Origin of the sequence: Paenibacillus sp., from assembly GCF_035645195.1 — a bacterium.
GTDB lineage: Bacteria > Bacillota > Bacilli > Paenibacillales > YIM-B00363 > Paenibacillus_AE.
This window is the reverse complement of record NZ_DASQNA010000027.1, coordinates 56,615-73,896: the sequence shown is the minus strand read 5'-3', so window position 1 is coordinate 73,896 and position 17,282 is coordinate 56,615. Positions and strand designations below refer to the sequence as shown.

17 protein-coding genes are annotated in these 17,282 nt (G+C 64.8%); 5 read left to right on the top strand and 12 right to left on the bottom strand.

Going from position 1 to position 17,282, the window contains the following annotated elements; translation table 11 throughout:
- Nucleotides 1–15: 15 nt before the first annotated feature.
- The 3 genes from tsaB to thiL form a co-directional block, all read right to left on the bottom strand.
- A complete protein-coding gene (gene tsaB, locus VE009_RS14655; RefSeq protein WP_325008828.1) occupies nt 16–825 on the bottom strand; it encodes a tRNA (adenosine(37)-N6)-threonylcarbamoyltransferase complex dimerization subunit type 1 TsaB in 810 nt (269 codons plus the stop codon).
- Complete coding sequence (gene tsaE, locus VE009_RS14650) at nt 818–1,300, bottom strand: tRNA (adenosine(37)-N6)-threonylcarbamoyltransferase complex ATPase subunit type 1 TsaE (protein WP_325008826.1); 483 nt, start codon at nt 1,298–1,300, stop codon at nt 818–820. The genes tsaB and tsaE overlap by 8 nt, the downstream gene beginning before the upstream one ends.
- 78 nt (nt 1,301–1,378) lie before the next feature.
- Nucleotides 1,379–2,371, bottom strand: coding sequence for a thiamine-phosphate kinase (gene thiL, locus VE009_RS14645; RefSeq protein ID WP_325008824.1), 993 nt, complete (start codon nt 2,369–2,371; stop codon nt 1,379–1,381).
- Nucleotides 2,372–2,512: 141 nt separating this feature from the next.
- Between thiL and VE009_RS14640 the strand changes: the two genes are divergently transcribed.
- The 3 genes from VE009_RS14640 to VE009_RS14630 all read left to right on the top strand — a co-directional run bounded on the left by VE009_RS14640 (nt 2,513) and on the right by VE009_RS14630 (nt 6,330).
- Entirely contained in the window at nt 2,513–3,448 is a 936-nt protein-coding gene (locus VE009_RS14640) for a GNAT family N-acetyltransferase (RefSeq protein WP_325008822.1), read from the top strand.
- A 547-nt stretch (nt 3,449–3,995) separates the two neighbouring features.
- The gene (locus VE009_RS14635) at nt 3,996–5,273 is read left to right on the top strand and encodes an NAD(P)/FAD-dependent oxidoreductase (RefSeq protein ID WP_325008821.1); all 1,278 of its coding nucleotides are present in this window, start codon (nt 3,996–3,998) and stop codon (nt 5,271–5,273) included.
- Nucleotides 5,260–6,330 (top strand): methyltransferase, encoded by a 1,071-nt coding sequence (locus tag VE009_RS14630; RefSeq protein WP_325008819.1) that lies wholly within the window; start codon nt 5,260–5,262, stop codon nt 6,328–6,330. The genes VE009_RS14635 and VE009_RS14630 overlap by 14 nt, the downstream gene beginning before the upstream one ends.
- A gap of 93 nt (nt 6,331–6,423) precedes the next feature.
- Here VE009_RS14630 and VE009_RS14625 read toward each other — a convergent pair whose 3' ends face one another.
- The 9 genes from VE009_RS14625 to VE009_RS14585 form a co-directional block, all read right to left on the bottom strand.
- A complete protein-coding gene (locus tag VE009_RS14625) occupies nt 6,424–6,666 on the bottom strand; it encodes an HPr family phosphocarrier protein (RefSeq protein WP_325008817.1) in 243 nt (80 codons plus the stop codon).
- 87 nt (nt 6,667–6,753) lie between these two features.
- The gene (locus tag VE009_RS14620) at nt 6,754–8,166 is read right to left on the bottom strand and encodes an NAD-dependent malic enzyme (protein ID WP_325008815.1); all 1,413 of its coding nucleotides are present in this window, start codon (nt 8,164–8,166) and stop codon (nt 6,754–6,756) included.
- 25 nt (nt 8,167–8,191) lie between these two features.
- The gene (locus tag VE009_RS14615; RefSeq protein ID WP_325008814.1) at nt 8,192–9,118 is read right to left on the bottom strand and encodes an AEC family transporter; all 927 of its coding nucleotides are present in this window, start codon (nt 9,116–9,118) and stop codon (nt 8,192–8,194) included.
- Complete coding sequence (locus VE009_RS14610) at nt 9,115–10,644, bottom strand: tripartite tricarboxylate transporter permease (RefSeq protein ID WP_325008812.1); 1,530 nt, start codon at nt 10,642–10,644, stop codon at nt 9,115–9,117. Before VE009_RS14610 ends, VE009_RS14615 begins: the two co-directional genes overlap by 4 nt.
- A 45-nt stretch (nt 10,645–10,689) precedes the next feature.
- Complete coding sequence (locus VE009_RS14605; protein ID WP_325008811.1) at nt 10,690–11,157, bottom strand: tripartite tricarboxylate transporter TctB family protein; 468 nt, start codon at nt 11,155–11,157, stop codon at nt 10,690–10,692.
- A gap of 15 nt (nt 11,158–11,172) precedes the next feature.
- A complete protein-coding gene (locus VE009_RS14600) occupies nt 11,173–12,192 on the bottom strand; it encodes a tripartite tricarboxylate transporter substrate binding protein (protein ID WP_325008809.1) in 1,020 nt (339 codons plus the stop codon).
- Between the two features lie 170 nt (nt 12,193–12,362).
- The gene (locus tag VE009_RS14595; protein ID WP_325008807.1) at nt 12,363–13,070 is read right to left on the bottom strand and encodes a response regulator; all 708 of its coding nucleotides are present in this window, start codon (nt 13,068–13,070) and stop codon (nt 12,363–12,365) included.
- Nucleotides 13,058–14,692 carry a sensor histidine kinase gene (locus tag VE009_RS14590; RefSeq protein WP_325008805.1) on the bottom strand — a complete coding sequence of 545 codons (1,635 nt, stop codon included), beginning with the start codon at nt 14,690–14,692 and terminating at the stop codon, nt 13,058–13,060. Before VE009_RS14590 ends, VE009_RS14595 begins: the two co-directional genes overlap by 13 nt.
- A gap of 122 nt (nt 14,693–14,814) precedes the next feature.
- On the bottom strand, nt 14,815–15,018 hold the full coding sequence (locus tag VE009_RS14585) for an H-type small acid-soluble spore protein (protein WP_325008803.1): 204 nt from the start codon (nt 15,016–15,018) through the stop codon (nt 14,815–14,817).
- Between the two features lie 211 nt (nt 15,019–15,229).
- Here VE009_RS14585 and VE009_RS14580 point away from each other — a divergent pair, with 211 nt between their 5' ends.
- Together VE009_RS14580 and VE009_RS14575 are read left to right on the top strand one after the other, a co-directional pair.
- Nucleotides 15,230–16,261, top strand: coding sequence for an HD-GYP domain-containing protein (locus VE009_RS14580; RefSeq protein ID WP_325008801.1), 1,032 nt, complete (start codon nt 15,230–15,232; stop codon nt 16,259–16,261).
- Nucleotides 16,262–16,323: 62 nt separating this feature from the next.
- Nucleotides 16,324–17,271: a Ku protein gene (locus VE009_RS14575; protein WP_325008799.1), complete on the top strand. Its 948-nt coding sequence runs from the start codon at nt 16,324–16,326 to the stop codon at nt 17,269–17,271.
- Nucleotides 17,272–17,282 lie beyond the last annotated feature (11 nt).

Genomic DNA, 17,282 nt, shown 5'->3' with positions numbered 1-17,282 from the left:
GCCAGCCGGCGCCGCCTACAGCTGTTCCCGCTCCTTCGCCGCCGCCGCGGCCGCTTCGATCAGCTTCACTTCCGCTTCCGCCAGCTGCGCGTAATTCGGCGCAAGCGCGTGCGGATCGCGTACGAAAGCCGCCGCGCCGAGCTGCCGCGCGACCGCGGCGACGTCCCGCGCCGACATCGTCCACGCCCGCCGCAGCACGACCGCGCCGGAGCCCGCCGCTTCGGCGTCGAGCATGTCGGCGAAGCCGCCCTCTACGTCGCCGACGAACACGACCGTCCCCGGCCGCTCCGCCGACCGCAGCCATGCCGCAGCGTGCTCGCGAAACGGCAGCACCGCGTCCGCATGAAGCCGCCGCAGCGCGCGCCCTTCGGCGTCGTCCGCCGCGAACAGCGCCGTATACGCCTGGCCGCGCCGCGCGTCGAGCGCCGGCACCACCCAAGCGGGCGCGTCCACCGACGCCGTGCCCGCCAGCGCGTCGCGCCAGCCGCCGAGCGCGAGCGCCGCCAGCGACGATACGCCGTACACCGGCAAGCCGAGCGCCCACGCGAACGTCTTCGCCATCGTCACGCCGATGCGCACGCCCGTGTACGAGCCGGGTCCGCAGCCGACCGCGATCGACCGCAAATCGCGCGGCGTCATCCCCGCCGACCGCAGCAGCTCGTCCAGTTCCGGCAGCAGCCGCACCGAATGGTTGCGCTCGGCCTGCACCGTCCGTTCGGCCAGCGCCGTTTCCCCGTCGACGAGCGCCATCGTCAGCGCCGCCGTCGACGTATCGATCGCCAGCATCGGCCCTTCCGGAACCGCCGTCATTCGCTCCTCACTCACGCGTAAGCACCCCCTCGTCCGCCAGCGCCGCGCACCATGCGGCATACGGCTCGCCGTGCGGCCGCACGAGGAACGACCGCTCCGTCGCCCCCGCCGTGCCGATGTATAGTTCCAAATAATCCGCCGGCAGCACATCCGGGATCAAGCTCGCCCACTCGACCGCGCACACCCCGGACCCGAAAAAATATTCCTCCAGACCGAGCTCCTCCGCTTCTTCCTGCGAAATGCGATACACGTCCATATGATAAAAGGGCAGCTCGCGCCCCTCATACTCCTTAATGATCGTGAACGTCGGCGAATTGACCGGCTCCTTCACGCCGAGCGCCTTCGCGAGCGCCTGGGAAAACCGCGTCTTCCCCGCCCCGAGATCGCCGTCGAGCGCCAGCACCGAGCCCGGACCGAGCCGAGCCGCAAGCCGCGCCGCCAGCCGTTCCGTATCCGCCTCGTCCCGCGCCTCGAATCGATACTCCGTCAACACCGACAACCCCTTTTATGATGAAAATGTTCCCGCGGAACGCAGCCTGCGAGCGTCAACCCCGACTCCGGCGAAAGATCAACCGAAATGGTTGTACCCCCGCTTCCCGAGCGGCTCTATGTTCCCGTCCGGACGGCGCAGCGCCGCGCCCGGCTCGCCCGCTTCGACGAAGCCGATGATCGCGGGCTCCGCCCCCGCCTCGCGCAGCGCCGCAAGCAGCTCCTCCGCGCGCTCCGGCGCGACCGTGCCGACGAGCTCGTAATCTTCCCCGCCGCTCAAAATAAAATCGAGCGGGTCGCGCCCCGCGAACGCCGCGTAGTCGGCTAGAGCCGGAGCGACCGGGATCGCTGCGAGGTCCAGCACGACTCGCGCGCCCGACGCTTCGGCGATTTCGCCCGCTTCGCTCGCGAGGCCGTCGCTCACGTCGTTGAGCGCGTTCGCGAGCCCGACGAGCGCGCGGCCCGCTTCCGGGCGCGGCCGCGGCCGCTGATGCGCCGCTACGAGCGGCGCCCACGCTTCCGCCGGCGCTTCGCGCCGCAGCAGCCAATCGAGCCCGGCGGCGGAGAGACCGAGCGGCCCCGTCACGAACACGGCGTCGCCGGGACGCGCGCCCGAACGCAGCAGCGCCCGGCCCGGCTCGACTTCGCCGACCGCCGTAATCGTGACGCTCACCCGCTCCGGAGACGTCGACATATCGCCGCCGACGACCGCGACGCCGTAGAAGTCCGCGCAGGCGTACAAGCCTGCGTACAAGCGCGCGAGCCGCTCCGGCGGGAAGCCCTTCGGCGCCGCGAGCGCGACCAGCGCGTACCGCGGCTCCGCGCCCATCGCCGCCAAATCGCTGACGTTCTGCGCCATCGCCTTCCAGCCGATCGATTCGTCGTCCATCGTCCAAGGGAGAAAATCGACGATCTCCACCATCGCGTCGACCGTCAAAACCATATGCTTCCCGGGCGTCGGCGCGACGACCGCCGCATCGTCGCCGATCCCGACGACGACGCGCTCGCCGCGCGGCCCTTCCGCTCCCGTGCGACCGCCCGTCAACCGCCGGATTAACGCAAACTCGTCCACCGCCACCGCCCGCTTCCGACAAACTTTCCCTACATTATAGCGACTGCGGGCCGCCGCAAGCAAGCAAGCGCCGTAGCGGCAGGAGAAGCGCGTCCCCGCGTCGAAGACGTCACGATTCGAAAATGCGAGGAGACGAAGCCTTTGACGACGAACGACGAATGGCGCGTGCGCCGGCCGACGCCGGAAGACGCGCAAGCGGTATGCGACCTCGTCGCCGCCTGCGACCTCGAAGACGTCGGCGCGCCCGACATCGTGCTGCAGGACGTGCTCGACATGTGGTCGGAATTCGACCTGAACAACAACGTTTGGCTCATTGAAGCCGCGGGCGACGGCCGCCTCGTCGGCTACGCCTTCCTGGAGGAGGACGGCGGCGACAAGCTGTCCAGCTACGGCTTCGTGCTGCCGGAGGCGCGGGGCCGAGGCGTCGGCGCGCTGCTGCTGTCGCTGCTCGAGGCGCGCGCGGCGGCGATCGCGGCGGACAGCGGCGCGGCGCAACGGCTGCAGAACGTCATCCCGACGCCCCGCGAGGACGCGCAGGCGCTGCTCCGCGCGCGAGGCTTCGCGCCGGCGCGCTATTTCCGCCGGATGCGCATCGAGCTGGACGCGCCGCCGGCCGAGCCGTCTTTGCCCGAAGGCGTCGTCGTCCGTGCGTTCGTCCCCGGCCGCGACGAGCGCGAAGTGTACGAAGCCTTCACCGAGGCGTTCGCGGACCATTGGGATTTCGCGCGGCCGGCCTTCGACGATTGGGTCGAGCGGACACGCCGGCCGTCCTTCTCGCCCGCCTGGTGGCTGATCGCCCGCGGCGGCGACGGCGGCGTCGCCGGCTTCGCGCTCGGACGCATGCACGACGACACGCTCTACATCGACCACATCGGCGTCCGCCGGCCGCACCGCGGGCGCGGTCTCGCCCTCGCGCTGCTCCGGCAAGCGTTCGCGGCTTCGTACCGCGCGGGACAGCCGGTCGTGTCCCTCGGCGTCGACGCCGACAACCCGACGGGCGCGTACCGTCTTTACGAGAAGGCGGGAATGAAGCCCGTGTTCCAAGTCACGGTGTGCGAAAAGCGCATCGACCCGTAAGCGGCGGAACCGATATTCCTAGCATTGCCATCATCACGCCTCGGCTTTCCGCGGAGCTTGACGAATCGAACCTATTATGGGAACCACGTATGCAAAAGAAGACAACACCATTCCCTTCTTTTGCATACTCCCTTCCCATAGTGCCTCCCGCGTTCCCTCGAACGTCCGCATTCGAACCTATTATGGGAACCACGTATGCATTAGAAGACAACACCATTCCCTTCTTTTGCATACTTCCTTCCCATAGTGCCTCCTGCGTCCACGCGAACGTCCGCATCCAAACCCATTATGGGGACCACGTATGCATAAGAAGACAACACCCTCCTCTTCTTTTGCATACTTCCTTCCCATAGTGCCCCCTGCGCCCACGCGTGCGTCGGCGATCGGCACCCGCCCCGCTCCGGCGAAGCCGGGTTTTTCTTCGAATAATCTTCGCCGGTTCTTCATAATTTTCGTATCGCGCATCACGAAGATCTCCTCATCGTCTCGATATACTGGAACGTACCCGCGCCTCGGCGCGCGGGAATGAAGAGCGGAGGCGTATCGCTTGAAAACGGAATACGACGTCATTATCGTTGGGGCCCGGGTCGCCGGGTCGGCGCTCGCCTGTCATTTGGCCCGCCGCGGTTTCGACGTGTTGCTGTGCGACCGCGGCTCGTTCCCCAGCGACATCTTGTCCACGCACAATTTTTTCAATAATTCCCTCGCCATGCTGCAGGAGCTCGGCGTGCTCGACGAGCTGCTCGCGACGAACACCCCGACCTACAATCGACTGCGCATCCAGTTCGGCGGCGCGGTCATCGACGGCGTCGTCCCGGCCGTCGGCGGCTACGCCGATTGCTTGTGCATCCGCCGCACGCACTTGGACCGCATCTTCTTCGAGCGGGCGAAATCGCATCCGAACGTGACGGCGCTCGAGAACTTCCGCGTCGCCGAGCTGACGAAGCGCGGCGACGAAGTATCCGGCGTCGTCGGTCAGCGCCGCGGCAGCCGCGGCAACGCCGCGTTCGCCGCGAAGCTGGTCGTCGGGGCCGACGGCCGGCTCTCGACCGTGCGGAAGCTAGCGGGCAGCGCCCGCCTCCGGAACGTCCCTTCCGACTTCGCCTCTTATGTCGCTTACGTCAGCGGGTTTACGCAAGACGGGCCGCTTCACGCGGAGCTGTACCGCCAAGGCGATAAATACGCGATCGCCTTCCCGACGAGCGACGGCCAATACGCGCTCGGCGTCATGTTCCCGCTGACGGACAAGGAATGGGCCGAGCGGATGAAGCGCGATCCGGAGGCCGCCGTACGGGCGCTCGTGGACGAAGGCTTCGCCGCCACGACGCTGCCGCGGCGGCTGCGCGCCGCCCGCTTCGACGCACCGGTGCGCGGGCTCGTCGGTTACGACAACGACTGGCACCAAGGCATGGGCGCCGGCTGGGCGCTCGTCGGCGACGCGCTGACGTTCAAGGACCCGACGGTCGGCACCGGGCTGCACGATGCCTTGTTCGGGGCGAGAACGCTCGCCGAACTGCTCGCCTCCATGACTCCTAATGAATGGACCGGCAGCTGGGAAGCAATGGCGGCCGCATACCAACGAACGATGGAGGAGCGGCTTATGGCGCACTTCCTCCTGGGCTGCCAGCTGACGAAAAATACGCCGATCGCGCCGGAGCAGGAGGCGGCATACGCGCTCGTCGGCGCCGACGCGGAGGCGACGCGGAAATTCCTCGGATTTTATAACTATTCCTACAGCTGGGACGACATCGAACGGGAAATCGGCAAACTCATCGCGGCGAAGGCCGGGACGAAAACGGAGGGCGAGGACATTGTCGAACGATAACGCGCAAACGCAAGAGCAAACGCAAGTGCAATCGCAAAGGAAGGCGCAAGAGCAAGCGGCCCACGAGATCGGGCAGCTGTATCAAATGATCATGGGCGGCATGGTGCAGCAGGGGCTGTATGTCGTCGCCAAGCTCGGCATTCCCGATCTGCTGCGGGACGGCCCGCGGACGGCGGAGGAGCTCGCGGAGGCGACCGCGGCGCACGCGCCAAGCCTGTACCGCGTCCTGCGGGCGGCGGCGAGCGCGGGCATCGTCCGCCGCAACGAGGCGGACGCATTCGAGCTCGGGCCGCTCGGCACCTACCTGCGAAGCGACCATCCCGCATCGCTGCGCGATACGGCCGTCATGTTCGGGGAGCCGTGGCACCGCGACGCGTGGACGTCGCTGCTGCACAGCGTGCGCACCGGCGAGACGGCCTTCGCGCGCGTCCACGGGAAGCCGCTGTTCGAATTTCTCGCGGGCGACGCGGAAGCCGCGGGCGTCTTCCAGCGGGCGATGACGAGCCTAACCGGCTCTCAAGCGGCGCTCGTCGCCGCCTACGATTTCGCCCCGTTCCGCCATATCGTGGACGTCGGCGGCGGCCAAGGGGGACTGCTGGCGGAAATTCTGAAAGCCCACCCTGCCGCGCAAGGCACCCTGTACGACCTTGCGCCCGTCGCCGCGGACGCGTCGGCCATCGCGGCGGCGCAAGGGCTCGCGGAGCGGTGCCGCTGCGTCGCGGGCGACTTCTTCGTTTCGGTGCCGAGCGGCGGAGATGCTTACGTCCTCAAAGCCGTCATCCACGATTGGGACGACGCGGAAGCGGCGCTCATCTTAACGAATTGCCGGCGCGCGATGCTCCCGGACGCCAAGCTGCTGCTTATCGAGACGGTCGTGCCGCCGGGCGACGCGCCGCATCCCGCGAAGTGGATCGATCTCGAGATGCTGGCGATCACGTCCGGGAAGGAACGAACGGAAGCGGAATACAAGACGCTGCTGGAGCGGGCGGGCTTCCGCTTGAACCGGGTCGTGCCGACGCCGACGCCGTGGAGCATCGTCGAAGCGTCACCGCAATAAGCCGCGCCGCAACAAGCCGCAACATACCGCATTCCAATCGTTCCCCGTAACCGAACCAAAAAAGAAGGGCGCCGAACATCGGCGCCCTTCTCGTTATCCCGCGATCACCCGCAGCCCGTGCTTCTCGAACGCCGCGATCATCGCGGCTTTCGCCTCCGCTTCGTCGGGCCCATGCACCTCCAGCGTATACTCCTGCGAGCTCAGCAGCGTCAGGCTGAGACCAAGAATGCTTTTGACGTCGATCGCCTTCCCCTTCCATCGCAGCACGATGCTGGATTGGAACCGGTTCGCCGTCTGGTTAATGCTCACGATCGCGCTCGCGCCGATGCCGCTCACCGCGCTCCCCCCGTTCCCTCGTCCGAATACCGAATTAGCCGTAAATCAGCGCATCAATTAGCAGCGGGTAAATCGGCGGCGCGGCGATCAGCGCGGCCTGCGGCGCGCGACGCCGTCCTCGATCGCCGCCTCGATGACCGCGTCCCGCACCCGATCCGCCACCGACTGGTTGAACACGCTCGGGATGATATAGTGCTCGTTCCGCTCCTCGTCCGTGACGACCGAAGCGATCGCGCGCGCCGCCGCCAGCTTCATCCGCTCCGTCACCCGCGACGCCCGGCAGTTCAGCACGCCGCGGAACAGCCCCGGGAAGCAGAGCACGTTGTTGATTTGGTTCGGATAGTCCGACCGGCCGGTCGCCATGACGCGCACGACGCCTTCGGCTTCCTCCGGCGAAATTTCCGGCGTCGGATTCGCCATCGCGAACACGATCGGGTCCCTCGCCATGCGCCGCACGTCCTCGCGGGTCAGCACGCCCGGCCCCGATACGCCGATGAAAATGTCGGCGCCGGCGATGACGTCGGACAGCGTGCCGGCTTCCCGGTTCGGGTTCGTATGCTCGGCGTACCAATTCCAGGCGTCGTGGCCGTACGTCTGCCCCCGGACGAGCGCGCCGCCGCGATCGACGCCGATAATGTTCGTCGCGCCCGCCGCGAGCAAAATTTTCGTGCACGCGATGCCGGCCGCGCCGACGCCGCACAGGACGATTTTGCAATCCTCGAGCCGCTTGCGCACGACCTGCACCGCGTTGTACAGCCCGGCCAGCAGCACGACCGCCGTCCCGTGCTGGTCGTCGTGGAACACGGGAATGTCGAGCTCCTCCGTCAGCCGCTCTTCGATTTCGAAGCAGCGCGGCGACGATATATCCTCGAGGTTGATGCCGCCGAACGCCGGCGCGATCAGCTTGATCGTGCGGATGATTTCCTCGGTGTCCTGCGTGTCGAGACAGATCGGGAACGCGTCGACGCCCGCGATCTGCTTGAACAGCATCGCCTTGCCCTCCATGACGGGCATCGCCGCGAGCGGCCCGATGTTGCCGAGGCCGAGCACCGCGGAGCCGTCCGAGACGACCGCGATCGTATTCCGCTTGATCGTCAGCGAGTGGGCGCGGCTCGGCTCCTCGTGGATGGCTGTGCAAATGCGCGCCACCCCCGGCGTATAAACGCGGGACAAATCGTCGCGCGTCTTGATCGCGATTTTGGGCGTCACCTCGATTTTGCCGCCGAGATGAAGCAGGAACGTCTGGTCGGACACCTGCAGCACGGTGACGCCGTCCAGAGCGCGCAGCACCTCTACGATCGCCTTCGTCTGCAGCGCGTCCGCGACGTTCACCGTAATGTCGCGGACGGTCGTCGTTTTGCCCGGCCGATTGACGTCGACCGCGACGATGTCGCCGCCGGCTTCCCCGATGGCGGTCGCGATGTGGCCGAACGAAGCTTTCTCTTTCTCGATTTCAAGACGAAGCACGATCGTCGTGCTGGCGTTCGCCGGAATTGCCATAAGAATCCCATCCCTTCAAAATAAATCACCACAACAGCTGCGACGCGGCGATAACCGCCGTCACCGTGACGCCGCTGAGCAGCGTCGTCGCGACGACGAGCTGCGCGGCGAGGTCCGGACTTTTCCCGTATTCTAGCGCAATAAGCGAGCTGTTCCGCGAGATCGGGTACGAGCTGGCCGCGAACAGCGCCTGCGCGAGCGGGCCGTCCATGCGGAAGCACCAGATGAGCAGCAGCGCGGCCGCGGGCGCCAGCAGCAGCCTCCCCGCCGCGGCGACCCACAGCGAGCGCCCCAAGCGGAGCGCTTTCGCGTCCGCGAGCTGCGCTCCCAGCGTCAAGATCGCGATCGCGAAGAACGCGTCCGCCACGCCGGCGATCGGCTCCCAGACCGGTTCCGGCAGCCGCCAGCCGAACGTTCGGCAGAGCAGCGCCGCCGCCAGCGCGTACATCACCGGCATTCGCGCCGCCGTCGACAGCGCCAACAATGCCGCGCCTCTCCCCCGTTTCGCGAACTGCGCCGTCCCGAACGTGTAGGTATAGACGTTCTGGACGACGGACAGCAGCGCCTGCACCGACATCGCAAGCGGGCTGTGCGCGAACACGAGCTCGCTCACCGGCAGCCCGTAATTCCCTTGGTTGCTGAGGACGAAGCCGTTGCGCACGACCGGGCGGTCGTCCTCTCGGATGCGCCACAGCTTCGCCGCCCCGGCGCCGAGCGCCGTCAGCGTCCCGTTCAGCAGCAGCCAAAACCCGACCGCGACGAACGCGGCCGAAGCGTCGATCGGACTTTCGTACAGCTTCGCGAAGCAGACCGCCGGCAGCAAATACACGTTGACGATTTTCGAGAGCGTGCGCATGTCGAACCGAAGCCTCCGCTGCAGCAGCGCGCCGAGCCCCGCCAGCAACAGGAACGGCAGCATCACCTCGAGCAAAATCAGCGGCAGGACGTTCATGCTTCCTCGTTAACGATGACGTTGCGCCCCCGGCGTTTCAGCAGCAGCGGGATCAGCATCCACAGCGCCGCGATCGCGAGAAAGGCGAGAGACACCGGCTTTTGCACGAAAATAAGAAAATCCCCGTTCGAGATCGTGAGCGCGCGGCGAAGGTTGTTCTCGATCATCGGTCCGAGCACGAGGCCGAGGACGAGCGGCGCGATCGGAAAATCATGCTTCGACAGCGCGTAGCCGGCGACGCCGCAGCCGATCAAGAGCACCAAGTCGAACGTCGTGAACTGCACCGCGTAGACGCCGAAAATCGAAATCGCGATAATGATCGGCAGCAAATATTTCGCCGGCGTTTCGATGATTTTCGCGAACACTTTGACGAGCGGCATGTTCAAAAGCAGCAGCATCAGATTGCCGATAAACATGCTGGCGATCAGCCCCCAGGCGATCGTCGGGTGGTCCGAAAACAGCAGCGGTCCCGGCTGAACGTTGTACATGATGAGCGCGCCCATGAGAATCGCCGTCGTGCCGGAGCCCGGAATGCCGAGCGTCAGCAGCGGGATGAGCGCGCCGCCCGACGCGCCGTTGTTCGCCGACTCCGGCGCCGCGACGCCGGCGATCGTGCCATGGCCGAAAGCCTTGGGGTTTTTGCTGAGCTTCTTCTCCAGAATGTAGGAGAAGAACGACGCCAGCGTCGCGCCGGCGCCCGGCAGGATGCCGATGAAAAAGCCGAGCAGCGATCCGCGCATGATCGGGCCGGCGCTGTCCTTCAAATCCCGCTTCGTCGGCAAAATCCGCCCGACGCGCGCGACTGCGGCGCCGCCGCCGCCGTCCCGCTCGAGGATCGTCTTGAACACCTCGCCGAGAGCGAACAAGCCGACGGCGACCGTCAGAAACTCGAGACCCGAGTAGAGCACCGGAACGCCGTACGTGAACCGCGCCACGCCCGACACGTTGTCGATGCCGATCGTCGCGAGCAGCAGCCCGAGCACGGTCATGATCAGCGCCTTCGTCATCGATTTGCCGGCGAGGCCGCTGACCGCGCACAAACCGAGAATCATGAGCGAGAAATATTCGGCCGGCCCGAACTTCAGCGCGACGGCCGACAGCGGCTGCGCGAGCGCGACGAGCCCGATCAAGGCGACGATGCCGGCGGCGAACGAGCCGATCGCCGCGATCGCGAGCGCCGCGCCGGCGCGCCCTTGGCGAGCCATCTGGTACCCGTCCAGCGCGGTGACGACGGAGGACGATTCCCCCGGCGTGTTCAGCAGGATCGACGTCGTCGAGCCGCCGTACATGGCGCCGTAGTAGACGCCCGCCAGCAAAATGATGGCGCTCGCCGCCGCCGACTCGGGGTCCTGGCCCGCGGTGAGCGAGGCGGTCACCGGAATGAGCAGCGCCACGCCGCTCATCGGCCCGATGCCCGGCAGCACGCCGACCGCCGTCCCGATCAGGACGCCGACGAAGGCGAAGACGAGATTATGCCACTGCAGCGCCTCCGCGAAGCCCTGCATCAAAAATTGAAATGTATTCATGCGAAACTCCCTTCCGCGTTCATGCTCTAGCGGCGCGGCCGCGCGTTACCGGAACCAGACCGGGAGACCGGGCAGCGAGCCTTGCAGCACTTCGACGAATAAATAGTAGACGCCGAGCGTAAACGCTCCGGAGATCAAGACGCTCATCCACAGCTTCCCTTTCTCCATCACTTGAAAACAAAACGTCAAGAACAAGAAGGTGGTGATCAAATAGCCGATCGGCTGCAGCAGCACCGCATAGAGCAGCGCCGAGCCCAAGACGAGCGAGAACCGCTTATAATCGGGAGGCGGCGCGTCGCCCCCCGACGTCTTCGCCTGCTTCGGCTCGCGGAACGTTTCGTAGATGAGGCGCGCGCACAGCAGCATCAGCACGATGCCGAGCCCCGTCGGAAACAAATTCGGCCCGACGCTGCTGCCGTAGGCGCTTTCCGAGATGCCGCGGCTCTCGTACACGAACGCCGCGCCCAGAACGAACAAGGCGGCGCCGGCGATGCGGCTGAACGTATGGTTCATGATTTTCTCGCCCCTTTACTTCGCCATGCCGAGAGCGCCGAGCAGCTCTTGGATCAAGACGTCCTGCTCCCCGAGGAACGCCGCGAAATCGTCCGCGTTTTTGTACTCGCTCGCCCAGCCGTTGGCCGCGAGCTCCGCCTTCCACGCGTCGCTTGCCGACAGCGCCTGCAGCTTTTCCGTCCAGTACGCCTTCGCGCCTTCCGACATGTTCTTCGGACCGAACACGCCGCGCCAAATGACGAATTCCGCGTCCACGCCCTGCTCTTTGAACGTCTTCAATTCGCTCAGCTCGCCGCCGAGCCGCTCCGCCGAGCTGATGCCGAGCACCTTCACCTTGCCCGCTTTCAAGTACTCCCCGACGCCCGAAACGTCGGTCGCGATCACGTCGGCCGAACCGCCGAGCAGCGCCGCCACCGCTTCGCCGCCGCCGTCGTACGACACATATTTCACGGCTTTCGGGTCGATGCCGTACTTGAATGCCGGCAGAACGGCGATCAGATGGTCCATCGAGCCCGGCGCCGAACCGCCTGCGACGGTGACGGACGACGGGTCGTTCTTGATCGCTGCAAGCAGCTCCGCTAAATCGTCGAACGCCGAGTCCGCTCCGACGACGATCGCCCCGAAATCCTCCGTCAGCTGCGCGAGCGGCGTCGTGTCCTTGTACCCGTACGGGCTGTTGCCTTCTTTCTTGTTGTGGTTGATCAAAATCGGCGGCGAATTGACGAACAGCTTGTAGTCGTTCTTAACGTCCGCCGTCGCGTACTCGGCCATGAAGACGGCCCCGCCGCCGCCCGGCTTGTTCTCGACGGTGATCGACTGCTCGACGAGCTTCGTTTCGCCCAGCGCCTTGGCGATCGAGCGCGCCGTCTTGTCCCAGCCGCCGCCCGCGCCCGACGGCGCGACCATCGTGATCGCCCGCTCCGGATACGACGACGCGGCCCCGCCGCCCGCCGAGCCGGAACACGCCGCGAGCGTTAACGTCAAAGCGCTTGCAAGAATCAATGCCGGCATTTTGCCGAACCGTAGTGTCTTCATGAGTAAATCCCCCGTTTTCATCGGATGTATGCGCTTTATTGTAAGCGCTATCTCAATGTACCAAATAAAAATGACCGCACCTAGTTTGCGGTCATAAGTCGCATTGAGTTCGTTTTTTTCATTTTGTTCATTTTGGTCACGCGCCGGTTCGGCGGCCGGCGAACAGGGGGTTACGGCTGCGTCTTGACGACGTATCGCCGCTCCGGCCGGCCGATCGTTCCATAGTTCAACCGCACGGCGAGCCGCCGCGCCGACACGAGATACTCGAGGTACCGCCGGGCCGTCGAACGGCTGAGACCGGCCGCGGCGCCGAGCGCTTCCGCCGTGACGCCGTCTTCCCCGCCGCGTCGAATATGCTCGAGCACCCGCTCCAGCGTCAGCGGATCGATCCCTTTCGGCGCGTCGCCGGGCACGGCCTCCTCCTCGGCGGAACGGACCGCGCCGCCCGGCCACAGCTCCTCGATCTGCTCCGGCGTGAGCCGCCCCTCCCCGCGAAGCCGATCCCGCGCTCGCTTATATCTCTCGAGGCTGCTCTTGAACCGCTCGAACGTGAGCGGCTTCACGATATAATCGAACGCGCCGCCTTGCAGCGCCTGCCGGACGACGTCCGTCTCCGACGCCGCCGTGATCATGATGACGTCGGCGTCGATCCCCTCCCCGCGAAGGAACGCCACCAGTTCGACGCCGCGCATATCCGGCAAATACACGTCGAGCAGCACCAAATGCGGCCGGCACGCGCTCAGCCATTCCTTCGCTTCCTCGCCCGTCGCGGCGGTCCCGACGACGCGGAAGCCCTCCAGCTTCTCCGCGAACCGCCGGTGGATGTCCGCGATGCGCGGCTCGTCCTCTACGATCAATACATCGATCACCGATTCCATCCGTCCTGCGTCCTCCCTTCCTTCGGGATCGCCACGATGAACAGCGCGCCCCCGAGCTCGCCCCGCTCGACGGCGACGTCGCCGCCGAGCCGCGCCGCCGTCTCCCTCACCTTCGCGAGGCCGTACCCCCGCTTGCCGTTTCCCGCGTCCTTCGTCGTGTAGCCGAGCTCGAACAATCGCGGCGCCTCCGCCTCGTCGACGCCCGGCCCCGAATCCTCGACTTCGAGCAGCAGATCGTCCCCGATATCGAGCAGAAAGATGCGGACGCGCCGGTCCGCCTCGTCGTTCCTCGCCACCGCCTCGAACGCGTTCGTCACCAGGTTGCCGAGCACGGAAATGACGGCTTCCGGAGGAATGCGGTCGGGCAGCCGCCCGACCGAGCTTTCCGGGTCCAGCGTCAAATCGACCTTCAGCTCGCGCGCGCGGTTCATGAAGCCGAGCAGGATGCCGCCGAGCGACGGATCGCGAATGCGCTCGGAAATGAGCTGGATCGCGTCCCGCGCCGCGGACGATTCCCTGTGGATGAGCTCCAGCGCCTCCTCGTGCGCGCCGAGCTGCAGCAGACCGGAAATCGTATATAGGAAATTGTTGTACTCGTGGGTTTGGGCGCGCAGCGCTTCCGTATACCGGCGCACCTGCGACAGCTCCTCCGTCAGCTGGTCGATCTCCGATTTCAGCCGGAAGCTCGAGACGACGCCGATCGTTTCGCCGTTCGACCGCACCGGGATGCGGTTCGCGATGACCGGCTTCCCGGCGACGACGGTTTCGACGTCCAGCTGCCGATCCCCCGACCGCAGTACCTCAAGCAATTCTCCGTTCGGCAAGTAACGAGTGACGGGGCGCCCGATCGGCTCTTCGCCTTCCGGCACCTGCAAAATGTCGCGCGCCGTTTGATTCAATAGAGCGATCGCGCCCTCCCGATCGACCACGAGAATGCCTTCGCGAATCGATTGAATGACCGCGTCCCGGATGTGGTACAGAGACGAAATTTCTTCGGGTTCTAAGCCGAACATCGTCCGCTTGATGCTCCTCGCCAGCACGACCGCCCCGGCGGCGCCGACGGCGAGGCCCGAGACGGCGACGCCCGCGATCGCCTGCCCGTACCCGACAAGGATCTGCTGGATGTCTTCCAACAAAAACCCCACGGACACGATCCCGATAATGTCGCCTTGTTCGTTCCGGATCGGCGCTTTCCCCCGGAGAGACAGCCCGAGCGAGCCCCTCGCTTTCGAGACGTACGACTCCCCCTGCGCCAGCGCCCTGTCATTGTCGCCCCCGACCATCTCCTGTCCGATCCGCTCCGGAAGCGGGTGGGAGTAGCGGATGCCTTCCGCGTTGCCGACGACGATAAATTCCGCGCCGGTCAACACGCGGATGCGTTCGGCGAACGGCTGAATGACGGCGCTCGGGTGTTCCGACGAGAACCCTTGCGCGATTTCGGGCGCGGCGGCGACCTGTTCCGCGATATGGAGGGCGCGGTCGCCGATTTGCCGTTCGACGATGCGCGAGATCGAGTAGAACGTCAGCAGCGCGATTTGGAGCAAAATGAGAACGACGAGCAGCACGGTGAAGCTAGCGATTTTACGCTGCAGCGTCCATCCCGCTGTCTTAGCCGCGTTCATCGTCCCCCTCCTTCTCCGTCCTTCGATATGTACAACTCTACTTTATCCGTCGGCCGCATACAATTCAAAAGCTTTCCCCGAAAAAAGCAAAAAAAGGACGCCTTCCGGCGCCCTTTCCCGCTTTACATTCTCGCTTCGACTTCGCCGATTTCCTTCAACTGGTCGACGCGCACCGTCATCGAGCGCTGATATTGCCCTTCCTGCTCGTGCACGGTCGCCGTCTTCGTCGTCGAATCGACGCTGTCGAGCCACACGCTTTTGCCGTCCAGTTCCACTTCGTACTGCTTCGGACTGTTGATGATTTCCTGCGCGCGGTTGACGTCCATCGCGATCCCTCCGTTTCCTCTCGTTTCGAACATAGCGTACCCCGAAACTGCTCGTTTATCAGTCGTTCATTTGCCGTAAAAAAGGGGAGTCGTCCGGACCTACGACCATCGGCGCAAATCGTTTCACCAGTTCCCCAACTTTCGATCGACAATACTCCGAAAGTGCTATATCATAGATGGGCGACAATTCCAATTCGAGGTGCTTCCCATCATGAGGCTGCACATCACGAAACTGCAAGCGGGCGACACGATCCGCGAGCATGTGTTCACGCCGAGCGGTTTGCATATCGTGGCCCCGGGCACCGTGGTCAACGACATCCATATCGGCCTCTTGCTGCGCCACCAAATCGAATACGTCGAAGTCGACGACGCGCGCCCGCTCGCCGCGAAAGCGCAGGCCGCGCCGGAGCCTCCGTTCCAGAAGCCGTACGACGAGGCGGTCAAGGGGATGAAGTCGATGTTCGACCAAGCATATCAGCTCGGCTTCGTGACGCCGGAGACGATCGACCGAACGTACGATCCCTTGATCGCGTCCATGCAGGAGCAAACCGACGTCGTCAACTTGCTGCTGACGCTGAACTCGAACGACGATTATACGTACGAGCACTGCATCCAAGTCGGCATGCTGTCTTTCTATATCGCCAAATGGCTGAACCATTCGGACGAAGAAGCGTACGCGATCGGTAAAGCCGGATTTTTGCACGATATCGGCAAAAGCAAAATCCATCGTACGATTTTGCAGAAGCCGGGCCGCCTCACCGAAGAAGAATACAACGAAATCAAAAAGCATACCGAATACGGCTACGAAATCGTCATGAACAGCATTCAGGACCGCGTGGCCGCCTACGCCGCGCTCCAGCATCACGAACGCGCCAACGGCAAAGGGTATCCGTTCGGCATCACGTACGAATGGGTTCATCCGGTGTCCAAAATCGTCGCGGTCGCCGACATTTACAGCGCCATGATTTCCTCGCGCGTCTACAAAGCGAAGCAAGATTTGTTCGTCGTGCTGAAGGAATTGTACGATCTGAGCTTCACCGAGCTGGATCCGCTCATCGCGCAAACGTTCATCCGCCGCATGATCCCGAACTTTATCGGCAAAACGGCGGTGCTCACGAACGGCCAAGTGGGAGAAATCATTCTCAATCATACGACCGAATTGTTCAAGCCCCTCGTCCGGGTCGGCGACGCGTTCGTCGATCTCGCGCGAAGCGATGTCGAAATCGAAAAAATTATCAATTAATTCGATAGCCTCCTCCTGATCGTGCCATACTACATGGAAACGATCCGCGGGAGGCTTATGTTATGCATACGATCTGGAAAGGCGCGATCAGCTTCGGGCTTGTCAACATCCCGGTCAAAATGTACGCCGCAACGGAAGACAAGGACATCTCGATGCGTATGCTGCACCGCAAATGCGGCACGCCGATTTCGTACAGCCGCCGCTGCCCCCACTGCGAGGAACCCGTCGAGAACGAAGAAATCGTCAAAGGCTTCGAATACGAAAAAGGGCGCTTCGTCCGGTTCGACAAGGACGAATTGGACGCGCTCTCCGCGGACGCGAGCCGCGAAATTAAAATCGTCGACTTCGTCAACTTAAGCGAGATCGATCCGATTTATTTTCAGAAAACGTATTATCTCGGCCCCGGCGACACCGGCGCGAACGCGTACGGTCTGCTGCTCGCCGCGCTGCAGGATACGGGAAAAATCGGCATCGCCAAAGTGACGATCCGCAACAAATCGTCGCTCGCGGCGATCCGGATCGTGGACGGCTGCATCAGCATGGAGACGATCTTTTATCCGGACGAGGTGCGCTCCGCCGCCAACGTGCCGAACCTCCAGACGGTTCGCGGCGCCGTAAGCGAGAAGGAGCTGCTGATGGCGAAGATGCTCATCGAGCAGCTGTCCGTACCGTTCGATCCGTCGAAATATCACGACGACTACCGCGAGCAGGTGATGGGGCTCATCCAAGCGAAGGTCGCGGGCCAAGAGATCGAAGTCGTGCCGGAGCAGCGCCGGACGAACGTCATCGATCTCATGAGCGCGCTGCAGGCGTCGCTCCAAGCGGCGCAGGGCAAGACGCCGGACATCGCCGCGGCGACGGACCGCGCGGGCGCGCCGGCCGGAGCCGGGACCGGCGCAGGGGCGGGCGCTCCCGCCGCGCCGAAGAAGCGCGGGCGGCCGCGCCGCGCCGCCGGCGCCGAGGACGGCGCGCCGGCGGGAGAGCCGAAGACGCCGATCGGCACGCGTTAACGGAACGAGGG

What these genes read in the sequence shown, in the direction of transcription:
- VE009_RS14620 (WP_325008815.1), bottom strand. Translation starts at nt 8,166, where the DNA reads ATGGCAATTCCGGCGAACGCCAGCACGACGATCGTGCTTCGTCTTGAA.
- VE009_RS14615 (WP_325008814.1), bottom strand. Translation starts at nt 9,118, where the DNA reads ATGAACGTCCTGCCGCTGATTTTGCTCGAGGTGATGCTGCCGTTCCTG.
- VE009_RS14610 (WP_325008812.1), bottom strand. Translation starts at nt 10,644, where the DNA reads ATGAATACATTTCAATTTTTGATGCAGGGCTTCGCGGAGGCGCTGCAG.
- VE009_RS14605 (WP_325008811.1), bottom strand. Translation starts at nt 11,157, where the DNA reads ATGAACCATACGTTCAGCCGCATCGCCGGCGCCGCCTTGTTCGTTCTG.
- VE009_RS14600 (WP_325008809.1), bottom strand. Translation starts at nt 12,192, where the DNA reads ATGAAGACACTACGGTTCGGCAAAATGCCGGCATTGATTCTTGCAAGC.
- VE009_RS14595 (WP_325008807.1), bottom strand. Translation starts at nt 13,070, where the DNA reads ATGGAATCGGTGATCGATGTATTGATCGTAGAGGACGAGCCGCGCATC.
- VE009_RS14590 (WP_325008805.1), bottom strand. Translation starts at nt 14,692, where the DNA reads ATGAACGCGGCTAAGACAGCGGGATGGACGCTGCAGCGTAAAATCGCT.
- VE009_RS14585 (WP_325008803.1), bottom strand. Translation starts at nt 15,018, where the DNA reads ATGGACGTCAACCGCGCGCAGGAAATCATCAACAGTCCGAAGCAGTAC.
- VE009_RS14580 (WP_325008801.1), top strand. Translation starts at nt 15,230, where the DNA reads ATGAGGCTGCACATCACGAAACTGCAAGCGGGCGACACGATCCGCGAG.
- VE009_RS14575 (WP_325008799.1), top strand. Translation starts at nt 16,324, where the DNA reads ATGCATACGATCTGGAAAGGCGCGATCAGCTTCGGGCTTGTCAACATC.